Annotated in this window: 12 protein-coding genes; 2 read left to right on the top strand and 10 right to left on the bottom strand. The window is 71.5% G+C overall.

The features are described 5' to 3' along the window. Positions 1–7: 7 nt before the first annotated feature. The 4 genes from OG802_RS26605 to OG802_RS26590 all read right to left on the bottom strand — a co-directional run bounded on the left by OG802_RS26605 (position 8) and on the right by OG802_RS26590 (position 2,849). A complete protein-coding gene (locus tag OG802_RS26605) occupies positions 8–160 on the bottom strand; it encodes a hypothetical protein (RefSeq protein ID WP_329414347.1) in 153 nt (50 codons plus the stop codon). A 385-nt stretch (positions 161–545) separates the two neighbouring features. Continuing rightward, on the bottom strand, positions 546–1,451 hold the full coding sequence (locus OG802_RS26600; RefSeq protein ID WP_329414345.1) for an ADP-ribosylglycohydrolase family protein: 906 nt from the start codon (positions 1,449–1,451) through the stop codon (positions 546–548). After that, positions 1,448–2,125 carry a histidine phosphatase family protein gene (locus OG802_RS26595; protein WP_329414344.1) on the bottom strand — a complete coding sequence of 226 codons (678 nt, stop codon included), beginning with the start codon at positions 2,123–2,125 and terminating at the stop codon, positions 1,448–1,450. Before OG802_RS26595 ends, OG802_RS26600 begins: the two co-directional genes overlap by 4 nt. Before the next feature lie 118 nt (positions 2,126–2,243). Then, a complete protein-coding gene (locus tag OG802_RS26590; RefSeq protein ID WP_329414339.1) occupies positions 2,244–2,849 on the bottom strand; it encodes a YdbC family protein in 606 nt (201 codons plus the stop codon). Between the two features lie 156 nt (positions 2,850–3,005). Between OG802_RS26590 and OG802_RS26585 the strand changes: the two genes are divergently transcribed. After that, positions 3,006–3,539: a TerD family protein gene (locus OG802_RS26585; RefSeq protein ID WP_329414338.1), complete on the top strand. Its 534-nt coding sequence runs from the start codon at positions 3,006–3,008 to the stop codon at positions 3,537–3,539. 133 nt (positions 3,540–3,672) lie between these two features. Here OG802_RS26585 and OG802_RS26580 read toward each other — a convergent pair whose 3' ends face one another. Both OG802_RS26580 and nrdR read right to left on the bottom strand, forming a co-directional pair. After that, positions 3,673–6,573 carry a vitamin B12-dependent ribonucleotide reductase gene (locus tag OG802_RS26580; RefSeq protein ID WP_329414336.1) on the bottom strand — a complete coding sequence of 967 codons (2,901 nt, stop codon included), beginning with the start codon at positions 6,571–6,573 and terminating at the stop codon, positions 3,673–3,675. Positions 6,574–6,734: 161 nt separating this feature from the next. Continuing rightward, the gene (gene nrdR, locus OG802_RS26575) at positions 6,735–7,304 is read right to left on the bottom strand and encodes a transcriptional regulator NrdR (RefSeq protein WP_329414334.1); all 570 of its coding nucleotides are present in this window, start codon (positions 7,302–7,304) and stop codon (positions 6,735–6,737) included. Between the two features lie 584 nt (positions 7,305–7,888). Here nrdR and lexA point away from each other — a divergent pair. Then, positions 7,889–8,668 carry a transcriptional repressor LexA gene (lexA, locus tag OG802_RS26570; protein ID WP_329414333.1) on the top strand — a complete coding sequence of 260 codons (780 nt, stop codon included), beginning with the start codon at positions 7,889–7,891 and terminating at the stop codon, positions 8,666–8,668. Between the two features lie 174 nt (positions 8,669–8,842). Here lexA and OG802_RS26565 read toward each other — a convergent pair whose 3' ends face one another. The 4 genes from OG802_RS26565 to OG802_RS26550 form a co-directional block, all read right to left on the bottom strand. Then, a complete protein-coding gene (locus tag OG802_RS26565; protein WP_329414332.1) occupies positions 8,843–10,906 on the bottom strand; it encodes an ATP-dependent DNA helicase in 2,064 nt (687 codons plus the stop codon). A gap of 177 nt (positions 10,907–11,083) precedes the next feature. Next, the gene (locus OG802_RS26560; protein ID WP_443055353.1) at positions 11,084–11,689 is read right to left on the bottom strand and encodes a GNAT family N-acetyltransferase; all 606 of its coding nucleotides are present in this window, start codon (positions 11,687–11,689) and stop codon (positions 11,084–11,086) included. Between the two features lie 21 nt (positions 11,690–11,710). After that, positions 11,711–13,867, bottom strand: a complete 2,157-nt coding sequence (locus OG802_RS26555; RefSeq protein WP_443055352.1) for an IucA/IucC family protein — start codon at positions 13,865–13,867, stop codon at positions 11,711–11,713. Positions 13,868–13,898: 31 nt separating this feature from the next. Then, positions 13,899–15,473, bottom strand: a complete 1,575-nt coding sequence (locus tag OG802_RS26550; RefSeq protein ID WP_329414331.1) for a diaminobutyrate--2-oxoglutarate transaminase family protein — start codon at positions 15,471–15,473, stop codon at positions 13,899–13,901. Positions 15,474–15,550 lie beyond the last annotated feature (77 nt).

Genomic DNA, 15,550 nt, shown 5'->3' with positions numbered 1-15,550 from the left:
CACGGCTTCACGGGTCGACCCCGGAGTGTCGCCACCGGCCACGGTGGAGACGCGTCCCCCGCTCCCCGGTCGGCCCGTCCAGCCCGTCCACACCCCCGGCACCCGCCGCGTCCACGACGTCCACGACGTCCACGACGTCCACGACGTCCACGACGTCCACGACACGATCATCGGCAGCCCGTATCGCACATCCCACCCCCTGCGTTTCCGGTCGACCCGCTCCCCGGCCGCTGTGCGGGCATTCGTCGCACAGCGATCGTCCGAACAACGCCCGGCTGTCACACAGAGTTCCCGTCGAATACGCAGAGTTCGCACGCCGATGTGGTGAAGTGGTCCGCGCAGGGCGCGCCGTGCTCCTCCCGTGCGCCTCTCGCGCTCCGTGGGGCCCGCCCCAGCCGCCCGGTCACCCGCGAACGGCCGCCGTCATCGGCAGTACCCGTCCTCACGCGCGGCGCACGAGGCGTCGCCCCAAGGCCGTCGCTCCGAACGGCCGGTGAACTCACGGCCTTCGGGTCTCCCGGCCTTCGAGTCTCCCGGCCATCGCCTCACCGGGAGGCGGACAGCCACTCCGGCAGGTCCTCCACCTGCCGTGTCCACGCGACGGGCGGCCCCCCGGCCTTGCCCGCGGCGAGCACCCCGCCGACGATGGCGCACGTGGTGTCCACGTCCCCGCCGACCTGCGCGGTCGTCCAGAAGGCCGTCTCGTAGTCGGTCAGGGCCCGTGCGGCCGACCACAGCGCGAACGGCACGGTGTCATGGGCCGACGTGCGTCTGCCGCAGCCCAGGACGGCCGCCACGGTGGCCGCGTCCGCGTAGTCGAGCATGTCCCGGGCGCGCCCCAGTCCCGCGCGAACGGCGCTTTTGGGAACCAGGGCGATGACGCCGTCCAGCAGCGCCTCGGCGGAGGGAGATCCGCCCGGAGCGCCCGCCAGCGCGGCGGCCGCGGCTACGGCCATGGCCCCCACCACGGCCTCCCGGTGCTGATGCGTGGGGTAGGAGGAGATCTCCGCCTGGTGGGTCGCCTGCTCGGGGTCGTCCGCGTACCAGGCGCCGAGGGGGGCGATCCGCATGGCGGCGCCGTTGCCCCACGATCCCTGCCCGTTGAAGAGGGCGGACGACAGTTCCCGCCAGTCGTCGCCCTCTCTGACCAGTCTGAGCAGGCGGTTGACGGCGGGGCCGTAGCCGCGGTCGAAGTCGTGGTGCTCGGCGAAGGACCGGGCCAGCGCGTCCTGGTCGATGCGATGGTGCGCGGCGAGGACGGCCACCACCGAGCAGGCCATCTCGGTGTCGTCGGTCCACTGCCAGGGGCCGGGCGGCAGCTCGCGGCGCTGCAACAGCGGATAGTTCACCGGCACGAAGAACTGGGAGCCCAGTGCGTCGCCCACGGCGAGGCCGCGCAGGCTGGCCAGGGCGCGCTCCAGGCGCCCGGCGGGAGAGGAGTCAGCGATCATCTTTCACCCACTCTATCCCCGGTGATCCCGTAGGGCGCCGGTTCCCGCCAGCGGTCGAAGGGCCGGTCGAGGGCGTACCGGTCGTCGTCCTGCAGAACGAGCATCCGCATCTCCGCGTTCCCCGGATTCGCGAGGGATTCGAATTCGGCGACCGTCCAGTGGAACCAGCGCATGCAGAACAGGCGCATGGCCAGGCCGTGGGTCACCAGCAGGACGTTCGGCGGGTGGTCGGGGGCCTCGAAGCTGCGGAACAGGCTCTCCAGGAAGCCGCCGACCCGGTCGTAGACGTCCGCTCCGCTCTCGCCCTGCGCGAAGCGGTAGAAGAAGTGCCCGTAGGCGTCGCGGTAGGTCTTCTGCAACTGGACGTCGTCGCGGTCCTGCCAGTTCCCCCAGTCCTGCTCACGCAGCCGGGGCTCCTCGCGGACCCGTATCAGCTCGGGATGGAGGTGGAAGGCCTGCAGGGTCTCGTGCGTGCGCCGGTAGGGGGAGACGTACACACTGACCCGCTCGCGGCCGAAGACCTCCCGCAGGTGCTTTCCCGTCTCCTCGGCCTGCTTGCGGCCCCGCTCGGTCAGGGCCAGTGCGTGGTCGGGTTCACGTTCGTAGACGGTGTCATCAACATTGCCCGTTGACTCCCCGTGCCGGACAAGGACGATGCGCCGTGGTCGTGCCATGCCAAAACCCTAGATCGGTCGGCGGCCGATCGAGCACCCGTGGGCACTCCATACGGCGTAGGTCACACAAACACTCTCCCGGAAGGCCGCGGGCAGCGCACGTCGGACGGCCGTGTCCTCACACCGTCCAGGCCGACTCCAGTTCGACGATGTCGCCGGTCATGGAGGAGACGTCGGCCTCCGTCTGCGCGCGCAGGGCGAGCCGCTCCACTCGTTCGGTCCGGTATTTTCCGTGTTCGGCCTGCGAGCGCCACATCGACAGGACCAGGAACTCGGGGCCGGGCGCCTCGGCGAACAGGCCGCGGATCATGCCGGGAGAGCCGGCCATGGCCGGGTTCCACACCTTCTCCTGCATCAGCGTGAAGTGCTCGGCGCGTTCCTCGTGGACCCGGCAGAGGGCGACCCGCACCAGGTCGGAGTCGGTGAAGCGGGGCTCGAAGCCGGTCTTCACGTCGAAGCGGTAGTCGAACAGCCGTACCTGGGGATCCTTGAAGGTGCCCGACTGGGCCGTCGCCAGCCGGTCGTGGGAGCGGGCCATGAAGGAGTCGTAGAAGGCGCGGCTCTCCCAGAACGTGAAGACATGCGCGACGGAGGGCCGTGCCCTGCTCCAGCCCCCGCCCTGTCCCCGAAATCCCGGCTCCCCCAGAAGCCCCGCCCACTTTCGCTGTCCCCGTTCGAAACCGCGGCGGTCCACCACGGTGCAGCGAATCCACTTGACCAGCACCGCGCCATGGTAAGGCCAGCGGGCGTGGCGTTGGTCACTCTCGTGCACAGTGCTCTGCCACGGCCGTGCACGCGCGCGTGGCAGGATGGACAACCGGCCCTGGCGGACGGCCCGTTCGGGGACGACGGCAACGGGGAATCGGGGAGGGGAAGTCCGGTGAGCGGCCTCAACAAGGGCATCCGCAAGATCGAGATGGCGCTGAAGTGGGATCCCAGTCCGGCGGGGCAGGCGCCCACCGACCTGGACGTCGTGGCGGCGACCTACCTGGAGAGCGATCCACACGGCGACCCCGCCTATGTGGTGCACTTCGACAGCCGCTCGCCCGACGGCACGATCTATCTCAACCGGGACAGCAAGGACGGCAAGGGCTTCGGCTGGGACGAGGTCATGACGCTGGAGCTCGACCGTCTGGACGCGCGGTACGCGCGCGTGGTCGTGGGCGTCGTCATCCAGCAGAACCCCCAGCCCCGGACGTTCGTCGGGGTCCACAACCCCGCCTTCCGCATAAGGGAGGGCTACACCGTCCTGGACGAGGGCGAGTTCGGCGACGTCCTGGGCGCGACCGCGGCGACCGTCGGTGAGTTCGTGCGCGAGACGTCCGACAGCTGGTCGTTCCACCCCGGGATACGGGGCTTCGAGGACGACCCGGCGACGTTCACCCGCGTCATGGGCCGGGTGCACCGGTCCTGATCGCGCCGGGCGCGAACGGGCGTCGGCACGCGGGCCCGCCCGAAGGCGCGGGCGGGCGGGAACGCCGAGGGCGGTGGAGCCGAAGACCGGCTCCACCGCCCTCGCCGGATCACGCCGATCCGGCCGTTACGGCCTAGCTGCAGCCGCTGGTGGAGCCGCAGCCCTCGCAGATGTAGCAGGAGCCGGCGCGCTGCATCTTCGTGCCGCAGGAGAAGCACAGCGGGGCGTCGGCCTGGATGCCCAGCTGCATCTCCACCAGTTCGGCGCTGGTGTGGGCCTGCTGGGGCACCGGACGGGCAGCCTCGGGCTCCGCCTTGGGCGCGGCGACGGCCTTCAGATCCGTCTGGCGGGGCGCGGACTGGGCCAGGCCCTCCACGTCCACGTCCTCCTCCTCGAGGTGCGGCTCGTAGGAGCCGGTCTCGAGGTGGCGCTGACGCTCCTCGGCGGAGTGGATGCCGAGGGCGGAGCGGGTCTCGAAGGGCAGGAAGTCGAGCGCCAGGCGGCGGAAGATGTAGTCGACGATCGACTGCGCCATCCGCACGTCCGGGTCGTCCGTCATGCCGGCCGGCTCGAAGCGCATGTTGGTGAACTTCGAGACGTACGTCTCCAGCGGAACGCCGTACTGGAGGCCGACGGAGACCGCGATGGAGAAGGCGTCCATCATGCCGGCGAGGGTCGAACCCTGCTTGGACATCTTCAGGAAGACCTCGCCGAGACCGTCGTCCGGGTAGGAGTTGGCGGTCATGTAGCCCTCGGCGCCGCCGACCGTGAACGAGGTCGTGATGCCGGGACGGCCCTTGGGCAGCCGCTTGCGGACCGGGCGGTACTCGATGACCTTCTCGACCGCGGCGCGGATCGTGTCCTCGGCCTTCTCGGTGACCTCGGCCTTCTCCTTGTCCTTGGTCTTCGCGGAGAGGGGCTGGCCGACCTTGCAGTTGTCGCGGTAGATCGCGAGCGCCTTGACGCCCAGCTTCCAGGCCTCGAAGTAGATCTCCTCGACCTCCTCGACGGTCGCCGTCTCCGGCATGTTGACCGTCTTGGAGATGGCTCCGGAGATCCAGGGCTGGATCGCGGCCATCATGCGGACGTGGCCCATCGGGGAGATGGCGCGCTCGCCCATGGCGCAGTCGAACACCTCGTAGTGCTCGTGCGCGAGACCGGGGGCGTCGATCACGTTGCCGTTCTCGGCGATGTGGGCGACGATCGCCTCGATCTGCTCCTCCTGGTAGCCCAGGCGGCGCAGGGCCTGCGGGACGGTGCCGTTGACGATCTGCATGGAGCCGCCGCCGACCAGCTTCTTGAACTTGACCAGGGCGAGGTCGGGCTCGACGCCGGTGGTGTCGCAGGACATCGCCAGACCGATGGTGCCGGTCGGGGCGAGCACGGACGCCTGGGCGTTACGGAAACCGTTCTTCTCACCGAGGCGCAGCACGTCCTGCCAGGCCTCCGTGGCGGCGGCCCAGACCGGTGTGTCCAGGTCGTCCATGCGCACGGCCGTCGCGTTGGCGTCGGAGTGCTGCTTCATGACGCGGTTGTGGGCGTCGGCGTTGCGGGCGTAGCCGTCGTACGGGCCGACGACCGCGGCCAGTTCCGAGGAGCGGCGGTAGGCCGTGCCGGTCATCAGGGAGGTGATGGCGCCGGCGAGGGAGCGGCCGCCGTCGCTGTCGTAGGCGTGGCCGGTGGCCATCAGCAGGGCGCCGAGGTTGGCGTAGCCGATGCCGAGCTGGCGGAACGCGCGCGTGTTCTCGCCGATCTTCTGGGTCGGGAAGTCGGCGAAGCAGATGGAGATGTCCATCGCGGTGATGACGAGCTCGACGACCTTCTGGAAGCGGTCCGCTTCGAAGGACTGGGTGCCCTTGCCGTCGTCCTTGAGGAACTTCATCAGGTTCAGCGAGGCGAGGTTGCAGGACGTGTTGTCCAGGTGCATGTACTCGCTGCACGGGTTCGACGCGGTGATCCGGCCGGACTCGGGGCAGGTGTGCCAGTTGTTGATCACACCGTCGTACTGGATGCCGGGGTCGGCGCAGGCCCAGGCGGCCTCGGCGAGCTTGCGGAACAGCGCCTTGGCGTCGACCTTCTCGATGATCTCGCCGGTCATGCGGGCGCGCAGGCCGAACTCGGCGCCGTTCTCGACGGCCGTCATGAACTCGTCGTTCACGCGGACGCTGTTGTTGGCGTTCTGGTACTGGACGGACGTGATGTCGTCCCCGCCCAGGTCCATGTCGAAGCCCGCGTCGCGCAGGGCGCGGATCTTCTCCTCCTCCTTCACCTTGGTGGCGATGAAGTCCTCGATGTCCGGGTGGTCCACGTCGAGGACGACCATCTTGGCCGCACGACGCGTGGCGCCACCGGACTTGATGGTGCCGGCGGAGGCGTCGGCGCCACGCATGAAGGACACCGGGCCGGAGGCGTTGCCGCCGGAGGAGAGGAGTTCCTTGGAGGAGCGGATCCGCGAGAGGTTCAGGCCGGCGCCGGAGCCGCCCTTGAAGATCATGCCCTCTTCCTTGTACCAGTCGAGGATCGACTCCATGGAGTCGTCGACGGCCAGGATGAAGCAGGCCGAGACCTGCTGGGGCTGCGGGGTCCCGACGTTGAACCAGACGGGGCTGTTGAAGCTGAAGATCTGGTGCAGGAGGGCGTAGGCCAGCTCGTGCTCGAAGATCTCGGCATCGGCGGGCGAGGCGAAGTAGCTGTTGTCCTCGCCGGCCTTCCGGTAGGTCTTCACGATGCGGTCGATCAGCTGCCTGAGGCCGGTCTCGCGCTGCGGGGTGCCCACGGCACCGCGGAAGTACTTGCTGGTGACGATGTTGACCGCGTTCACCGACCAGAAGTCGGGGAACTCGACGCCACGCTGCTCGAAGTTGACCGAGCCGTCGCGCCAGTTGGTCATGACGACGTCACGACGCGCCCAGGCAACCTCGTCGTAAGGATGCACTCCGGGGGTCGTGTGGATGCGCTCGATGCGCAGGCCCTTGGTGTTCTTAGCGCCCTTGGCTCGGGAACCTCGTGCCGGACCGCTCGCCGTCTCTGTCATGCCGCCTCCCTCTACGGGCGAAAACGCCCTGAAATGCCACGTTGTTCCCGTGACACGTTGTTCTGTCTTGTGCTGTGGGCACCCACGCGCTGCCGCCCACAACAGGTCTTCGTCGGCCGCCGCCCTGCCGCCACGGAGGGGCTCCGGGCGCGGCCCGTCGGTCAGTCGGCGGCCCGGGCCGGCTCGGGGACCTGCACGGTCCCTCCGCGCCCGCCGTCGTCCTTCCGGCTCCCCGCGACATCCCCTGCCTCGTCCGGGCGGTCGTCGTCGTCCGCGGCGGAGGGTCCCGTCTGGTCCCTGAGTTCCGTGATCGCCGCCTCGAAGTCCTCGAGCGAGTCGAACGCCCGGTAGACGGAGGCGAACCGCAGATAGGCGACGAGGTCCAGCTCCTGCAGCGGACCGAGTATGGCCAACCCCACGTCATGGGTGGTCAGCTCGGCGCTTCCGGTGGCCCGGACCGCCTCCTCGACCCGCTGGCCGAGCTGGGCGAGGGCGTCCTCGGTGACGGGCCGCCCCTGACACGCCTTGCGTACACCGTTGATCACCTTGGTGCGGCTGAACGGTTCGGTGACCCCGGACCGCTTGACCACCATCAGCGAGCACGTCTCCACGGTCGTGAAGCGCCGGGAGCAGTCGGGGCACTGACGCCGCCTGCGGATCGACGTGCCGTCGTCCGTCGTACGGCTGTCGACCACACGACTGTCGGGGTGCCTGCAGAAGGGGCAGTGCATGAACTCCAACCCTCCTCACAGCAGACTCAATGGCCTCGCCGGACCTCAGGGGCCCCACGAAGCAGCCCCAAGCATAGGGGATCCATCAGCATCCGAAGACACCGGGGACCACAACTTCTGGGCCACTGCGCCAATCCAACCACTACATGTGGGGCTTGGCGCATACATCCAGGCCGTATCGCGTGTCGCGCCCGTCGCGCTCACCGCACGCGTTCCGGCCGTCACGCCGAGCACCCGGAATCCACCCCGGCACGCGCGCGTACGGGCGTATCGCGACGGCGCTCACGGCGATACCGTGAGCGCCACGAGGAGGAGCGGTGGGACTCTCGCGCAGTAGCGGTACCGGTCCTCGATCCACGGGAGGCCGGATGGCAGACTGGGGCCACGCCTCACAAGGTCATCGTCTCCGGCGGTGAAGAGTACAACGATGAGGTCCTCCACCTGGCCGGAGACCGCGTTAGCCATACACCCAGACACATGATCAAGTCCGGTTATCCACGTTTTTTCACTCGAACGTGTGTTTGGCGCAACCTTTCGAAAGCCACTACCGTTGTCCAGCAGGGAGACAACCGAGAGGGGCCGACGTGACCACCACCGCAGACAGTGCCACCATCACTGCCCAGGACCGCTCCCAGGGCCGACTCGAGCCGGTGCATGCGATGAACGAAACCGTGAATCCCGAGGCGCACAAGCGCTCGTTGCCCGGCCGGCCTCCGGGCATCCGCGCCGACAGCTCGGGGCTCACCGACCGCCAGCGCCGAGTGATCGAGGTCATCAGGGACTCCGTACAGAGGCGCGGGTACCCCCCGTCGATGAGGGAGATCGGTCAGGCGGTCGGCCTGTCCAGCACGTCCTCGGTCGCCCACCAGCTGATGGCACTGGAGCGCAAGGGCTTCCTGCGCCGCGACCCGCACCGCCCGCGCGCGTACGAGGTGCGCGGTTCCGACCAGGCCGCCTCCGTGCAGCCCACCGACACCGCCGGGAAGCCGGCCGCGTCCTATGTCCCCCTGGTGGGCCGGATCGCCGCCGGCGGGCCCATCCTCGCCGAGGAGTCGGTGGAGGACGTGTTCCCGCTCCCGAGGCAGCTCGTGGGCGACGGCGAACTGTTCGTCCTCAAGGTCGTCGGCGACTCGATGATCGAGGCCGCGATCTGTGACGGCGACTGGGTCACCGTCCGCCGGCAGCCCGTCGCCGAGAACGGCGACATCGTGGCCGCGATGCTCGACGGAGAGGCCACCGTCAAGCGCTTCAAGCGCGAGGACGGCCATGTGTGGCTGCTGCCGCACAACTCCGCCTACGAGCCGATCCCGGGCGACGACGCGACCATCCTCGGCAAGGTGGTGGCCGTACTGCGCCGCGTCTGAGCCTCGCGACGGGCGGGCACGCACCCGCCCGGCCCCTCTGACTGGGCCCCGGGATCCCTGCGCCGGTTCCGGGGCCCTGCGCTGCGCCGACGCGCCCCGCCCCTCCCCCGAGCGGGGCCGCCCGCCTCCTCAGGCAGATGGGCCCCGCCGCCTGAGGAGGCGGGTGCCCTGCGCCTACGCCTCCGTCCGGGTCTCGGCGTTCTCCTCCGTCCCGGCCGCCTCCTCGGTCTCCGCCTTCGTCGGTGTCTCGGACCGCGCCGCGAGGTCGGACTCCGACTGCTTCGCCTTCGCGTCGATCGCGGCGAGGGACCTGCGGACCTGGTTGCGGTCCGTGGTGTACCAGAAGTCGGGCAGGGAGGCCTTCAGATAGCTCCCGTACCGTGCCGTCGCCAGTCGCTGGTCCAGGACTGCCACCACCCCTCGGTCCCCCGACGCCCGGACCAGACGGCCGGCGCCCTGGGCCATGAGCAGCGCCGCATGGGTCGCGGCGACGGCCATGAAACCGTTGCCTCCGGCTTCCTCCACGGCCTTCTGGCGGGCGCTCATCAAGGGGTCGTCCGGGCGCGGGAACGGGATCTTGTCCATGACGACCAGCTGACAGCTCGTGCCGGGCACGTCGACGCCCTGCCAGAGCGACAGAGTGCCGAACAGGCAGGTCTGCGGGTCCGCCGAGAAGTTCTTGATCAGTTCGCCGAGGGTCTCCTCGCCCTGGAGCAGGATCGGGAACTCGGGGAGCCGGGTGCGCAGTTCCTCGGCGGCGAGCTGCGCCGCACGCATGGAGGAGAAGAGACCGAGCGTGCGCCCGCCCGCTGCCTGGATCAGCTCGGTCAGTTCGTCGAGCATGTCGGCGCGGTCGCCGTCGCGCGCGGGCCGCGCGAGGTGTTTGGCCACGTACAGGATGCCCTGCTTGCGGTAGTCGAAGGGGGAGCCGACGTCGATGCCCTTCCACTGGGGGACGTCGTCGCCCTCCGTGCCCTCCGGCGCGAGACCCATCGACGCGCCCACCCCGTTGAAGTCCCCGCCCAGCTTCAGCGTGGCCGAGGCCAGCGTCACGGACCGGTCCGTGAACAGCTTCTCCCGCAGCAGGCCCGAGACGGACATGGGCGCGACGCGCAGGGAGGCCCCGAAGCGGTCGTGGCGCTCGTACCAGACGACGTCCCACTCGGAGCCGTTGCAGATGCGCTCCGCCACGTCGTGCACGGACTCGACGGAGGCCAGCGCCTGCTTGCGCACCGCGTCCTCGTCCTGGACGGACTTGTCACGGGTGGCGCCGATCGCGGAGATCACCGTCCGCGCGGCGTCACGCAGCGCCATCAGGGCGTAGCCGAGGTCCTCCGGGATCTCCTCCAGGCGGCCCGGAAGGGCCAGCTCCATGAGCCGCTCGAAGCCCTCCGCGGCGGTCTGCAGCTGGTCGGCCGCCTTCTCGTTGACGAGTTTGGCGGCCCGGCGCACGGCCCGGTTGACCTGGCCCGGGGTCAGCTCCCCGGTGGCGACGCCGGTGACGCGGGAGACCAGCTCATGCGCCTCGTCGACGATCAGCACCTCGTGCTGCGGCAGGACGGGGGCCCCCTCGATGGCGTCGATGGCCAGCAGCGCGTGGTTGGTGACGACGACGTCGGCCAGCTTGGCGCGCTCGCGGGCCATCTCGGCGAAGCACTCGGCTCCGTAGGCGCATTTCGTGGCGCCGAGGCACTCGCGGGAGGACACCGACACCTGGGCCCAGGCCCGGTCGGACACACCCGGAGTGAGGTCGTCGCGGTCCCCCGACTCGGTCTCGTCGGACCAGTCCCGCAGGCGCAGCAGGTCCTGGCCGAGCTTGCTGGTGGGCGCGGCCGCCTCGAACTGGTCGAAGAGGCCTTCCTCCTCGTCCTGCGGGACGCCCTCGTGGAGGCGGTGCAGGCACAGGTAGTTCGACCGGCCCTTGAGCATGGCGAACTCCGGCCGCCGGCGCAGCAGCGGGTGCAGCGCCTCGACCGTGCGCGGCAGGTCCCGCTCGACGAGCTGGCGCTGGAGGGCCAGCGTGGCCGTGGCCACCACCACGCGCTCCCCGTGGGCGAGCGCGGGCACGAGGTAGCCGAGGGACTTGCCGGTGCCGGTGCCGGCCTGGACCAGCAGGTGTGAGCCGTCGTCGATCGCCTCGGCGACGGCTTCGGCCATGGTCACCTGGCCGGTGCGCTCCGTGCCGCCGACGGCGGCGACGGCGGCGTGCAGGAGTTCGGGGAGTGAGGGCTTCGTCATAGCGCGACCACCCTACGGCGCGGCACTGACAATCGGATGCCCGAGGCGGGCGGCGGGGAGGGGATCAAGACCGTGGATTTCCTGGTGGCGGAGGGGCAGACGGGCGGGCAGTGGCAGAAGGTGACGGCTCCGGGGCGGGAAAGTGACCGGATCGGACCGATGGCCACCCACGGGGTTTCATCGACGATCGGATGTGTGACGTTCTCGGATCATCAGGGCCGCCCGCTTGGCGGGCAGATCCAGCTCCGCCGAGAACCGGAAGCCGGCGCTCAGGAAGGCGGCGACGGAGGGGACGTTGCGCAGGTCGGGTTCGGCGACGACGCGGTCGCACGCGGGCGATCCGTCGAGGACGAGTTCGGCGACGGCTTCGAGCAGCGGCCCGCCGAGCCCCCTCCCGCGGTCGGCCGCACCGCCGATGAGGAGGTGGACCCCGATGTCGTGGGGCCTGGCCGGGTAGTGCCGGGCCAGTGGGTCGAGGTCCGCCCGGTAGATCTCCCAGTAGCTCATGGGCCTCCCCTCCAGCACGCCCAGGCACGGAACGCTGTGACCGCCGGAGGCGCACTGTTGACGCAGGTGCCGCTCGGTCACGGAGGCCGGTCCCGCCAGGTCCCAGAACGCCGCGACGGCCGGGTCGTTCATCCACCGGACGATGAGCGGGAGGTCCCGCTCGATCCGCACGGGGACGAGCCGGAACGCGCCCACGCGCGTGACGACCTCTCCCCGGTCGCCGACGGCGACGGCAGGGCGCACACCGGGTCCGGCGTCCGTTCCGGCACCACGCACGGCGGTCTCCTCTCGGACGGTTCAGGACAGCAGTGGGTTGGCGACGGTGACGTAGACGGACTGGGTGTCCACCGGGCCGACGAGTTCGTCGAGCCCGTGCAGCCGGGTGAGCAGGTTGGCCTTGCAGCGCAGGACGGGTGAGTCGAGCAGCCGGGCGGGCAGGGAACTGCGGGCGGCCGCCCGCCGGGCACCCGGGACCCGGCGGGCCTCGGCGTCGGCGGAGGGGCGGTCGGCGTCGGCGAGGAAGCGCCGGAAGGCCGCGAGCAGCAGACGTTCGTCGGCGAGCCCTTGGGAGCCGAACGCGCCGATGAGTCCCAGTACGTTGTTGATGCCCAGGTAGTAGCAGAAGCGCTCGTCGGTGACGTCGTCGGAGACGAAGGTGTCGCTGCGCCCGCCGATCCCGGGGAGCCGGGCGTCGAGGTCGCTGCGGCGCGACTGGCGGAAGTAGTAGCCCTGGTTGTCGCGGTAGCGGCCGCCCTTGGGCCAGCCGTCCGGGTCCAGCAGGACGAGCGTGTTCTGCTGGTGCGCCTCCAGGGCGATCCCGGCGACGCCGTCGAGCCAGAGCACGGGCCGGACGACGTGCTTGAGGTAGCGCAGGAACCACTCCGCCGCCACCGCCCCCGGCGGTCTGCCGGTGCGCCCGGCGAGACGGGACACGATCACGGCCAGCCGCGAGCGCCGGACGGGACCGCCGTCCGCGGGGTCGCAGGGCGTCCCGGACGTGCGGCGGCCCGCATCGCGCGCGTGCGTCGCGGGGGACGCATCGCGCGCGTGCGGCCGGGGCGCGACGAGGCCGGCGAGGCAGCGGACGTCGTCCGCCGGGCTGAAGGGATTGTGGCGGATCATCACGTCGAGCCCGGTGAGCGGGCGGCCGTCCGGGCCGTCGACGGCCAGCCAGGCCGGATCGCGGACGATGTCGAAGCCGGGGTGCGCCGCGTGCCACTGCTCGGCCAGGCCGGACCGCAGCAGTCGGTGCACCTCCACACCCCGGTGCAGTTCCTTGCGGAGGTTCTCACGGCGCGAGTTGGTGATGCGCACGGCCAGCGACAGCTTCAGCATGGCCGGGGCGCCGGGCCGGTACACGGTGCGCACGGAGGAGGTGGGCTGCCACGGCGGGCCGTGCGTGCCCAGATCCCGCAGGAGACCGGCGTCGAACAGCGCCTCGGCCTCGGGGCGCCGGCGCATCTCGCCCAGTTGCCAGGGATGCACGGGCAGGGCGGCGAAACCGTCGGGCAGCGACAGCCCCGCGCCCGCCAGCCGCGCCGTCAGCCGGCCGGCGGGGACGGGACGGCCGCCCTCGGTCCAGGCGGAGTCCGTGGCGAGGGCGGAGGGAGCGACGCCGAGCCAGTGGAGCGGGAAGGATCCGCGCGATTCCGGCGAGTACCGCCGCGCCTCGTCGTCCGAGAGTCCTTCCCGGCTCTTGGGGGTCGGGTGCAGCGGGTGCCCCAGCAGCAGCGCCTGCTCGGCGGCCAGGAACAGATCGGCGCCGTCGGCGGGATGCTCGCCGCGCTCGGTGATGAACACGGCCGTACGGCGGACGGAATCGGCGACGCGCGCCACGAGGTCCACGCTCTCGCCGGTCACCCCGGCCGTACCGCCGGCGTCCTCGGCCGCACCGGCACCGCGCACACCGCCGGCACCGTCCGCGCCGCGCGCGGGCGTCTCACGGGCCAGAAGGGCGGCGACCGTGACGGCGTCAGCGGGCGGGGCCGGTTCGGGGGCGCCGGCCAGGCGGGGCAGGCCGAAGCGGTGCCAGCCCGTCGGGGACCAGTAACGGACCGGGACGAGCAGAGCGGCCCCGCTCGCGGGCAACGGCACGCGCAGGACGCCGTCGCCGGGGGCGTGCAGGCCGGTCTCGCGGACCCAGCAGCGCAGCAGGCCCTCCACGCCCGCGGCCTGGGCGGCGGTCTGCGGGTCGGGATGGTCCAGGAGGTCGTCGGTGACGGGGCTCGGCGGTTCGACGGGCGGACACGCCACCTCCCCGCGCGGCGTCGGCAGGGGGCGCGCGACGGGATCGGAGGACCCTGCGGAGGGGGCGGGGCCGGTGGACGCGGAAGAGGGGACGGGGGAGGCGGACGGCCGCTCGAGCGGGGCCACGGGTGGGCGCGCGGGGGGCGCGGAGTCGGCGTCGGTGGGCTGCGGGGAACTGGTCACGGTCGGTCCTCGGTCGGTCCTCATGGAATGCGGAGTGCGGTGCTGCCCGGCGGTGTCATCCCGTCCGCTCGGCACGGCCGCCCTGAGGCGGAACCTGCTCGGAGGGCCGGCGCGCCCGGCCCGTGCCGCGGGCGGCGCCCGCGGCCACCGCGGCCATCGCGTCCGCCAGCCGGTCCAGCACAGCGCTGGCCTGCTCGTCGGTGACGGTCAACGGCGGGAGCAGTCGTACGACGCCGGCATGGCGCCCTCCGAGTTCGACGATCAGGCCGCGCCGCAGGCACTCCCGCTGGAGGGCGAGGGCCAGCTCCGGGGCGGCGGGGAGGGGGCCACGCGCACCGCGGCCCCCAGGGATCCCGTCGGCCTCATGGATCTCCTCGCACTCGTGGGGTTGGCAGGCGCCACGGGTCAGGTGAGTCCCGTCAACGCCGTCAACCCCGTCAATGCCGTCAACCCTGTCGCCCCCTACGGTCCAGTCGGTCCTGTGCGCCTCGGCGTTCCCCGTGTGCCCGGGTCGCTCCCCCTCCGGGTCCACCATCTCGACCCCGATCATCAGCCCGCGCCCCCGGACGTCTCCCATGCACGGGAACTCCTCGGCGAGGCTGCGGAGACTGCCCAGCAGGCGGGCGCCCACGGCCGCGGCGCGTTCCGCGAGGCCGTTCTCGCGGACGAAGGCGAGGGTGGCCGTGCCGGCGGCCATGGCGAGCTGGTTGCCGCGGAAGGTGCCCGCGTGGGTGCCCGGCGGCCAGACGTCGAGGTCCTCCCGGTAGACGACGACGGCGAGCGGCAGGCCGCCGCCGATCGCCTTGGACAGGACCATCACGTCCGGGGTGACCCCGCTGTGCTGCACCGCCCAGAAGGCGCCGGTCCGCCCGACGCCCGTCTGGACCTCGTCGGCGATCAGCGGGATGGAGCGGTCCGCGGTGATCTGCCGCATCCGACGCAGCCAGGCGTCCGGCGCGGGGATGACGCCGCCCTCCCCTTGTACGGGTTCGAGGATCATCCCGGCGGGGGATCGCACCCCCGACTTGGGATCGTCGAGCACGGACTCGGTCCAGCGGGCGGCGAGTTCGGCGCCGTGTCCGCCGCCGACGCCGAACGGGCAGCGGTAGTCGTTCGGGTAGGGCAGCCGCGTCGCCCGGACGTCGCCCGCGCCTGAGGAGACCTCCAGTGATCCGGCGGTCATGCCGTGGTAGGCGCCGGTGAACGCCAGCATGCCCGTGCGTCCGGTGGCGGCCCGGACGAGTTTGAGCGCGGCCTCCACGGCGTCCGTGCCGGCCGGTCCGCAGAACTGCACGCGCGCGTGGCCGGCCAGACCGGGCGGCAGGGTGCGGAACAGCTCGGTGACGAAGGCGTCCTTGACGGGAGTCGCGAGGTCGAGGACCTGCAGGGGCGCGCCCGAGTCGAGCACGGTGCGGACGGCCTGCAGCACGACCGGATGGTTGTGCCCGAGGGCGAGAGCGCCGGCGCCGGAGAGGCAGTCGAGGTAACGGCGGCCGTCCGCGCCCTCGATGGTCATCCCGCGGGCCCGCACCGGAACGATCGGCAGAACGCGCGCGTAGGTGCGCGCCGCCGACTCACGCGCCGACTGACGCCTCAGAATGCCCTCGGGCACCGACTCGGTCACGGCCACGGCCCACCGTCCTCCCGCAGTTCAGGGGCCGGGCGCGGACAGCGGACCCCCCACCGCTACCAACCGCGGACCGTCTT

The organism is Streptomyces sp. NBC_00704 (assembly GCF_036226605.1).
In the GTDB taxonomy this organism is placed as follows: domain Bacteria; phylum Actinomycetota; class Actinomycetes; order Streptomycetales; family Streptomycetaceae; genus Streptomyces.
The sequence above is the reverse complement of the archived record's forward strand: the minus strand, read 5'-3'. Positions and strand labels throughout refer to the sequence as shown.

Bases quoted from the DNA above. Each gene is read 5' to 3' on its own strand.
- OG802_RS26600 (WP_329414345.1), bottom strand. From the start codon at position 1,451: ATGATCGCTGACTCCTCTCCCGCCGGGCGCCTGGAGCGCGCCCTGGCC.
- OG802_RS26595 (WP_329414344.1), bottom strand. From the start codon at position 2,125: ATGGCACGACCACGGCGCATCGTCCTTGTCCGGCACGGGGAGTCAACG.
- OG802_RS26580 (WP_329414336.1), bottom strand. From the start codon at position 6,573: ATGACAGAGACGGCGAGCGGTCCGGCACGAGGTTCCCGAGCCAAGGGC.
- nrdR (WP_329414334.1), bottom strand. From the start codon at position 7,304: ATGCACTGCCCCTTCTGCAGGCACCCCGACAGTCGTGTGGTCGACAGC.
- OG802_RS26565 (WP_329414332.1), bottom strand. From the start codon at position 10,906: ATGACGAAGCCCTCACTCCCCGAACTCCTGCACGCCGCCGTCGCCGCC.
- OG802_RS26555 (WP_443055352.1), bottom strand. From the start codon at position 13,867: ATGAGGACCGACCGAGGACCGACCGTGACCAGTTCCCCGCAGCCCACC.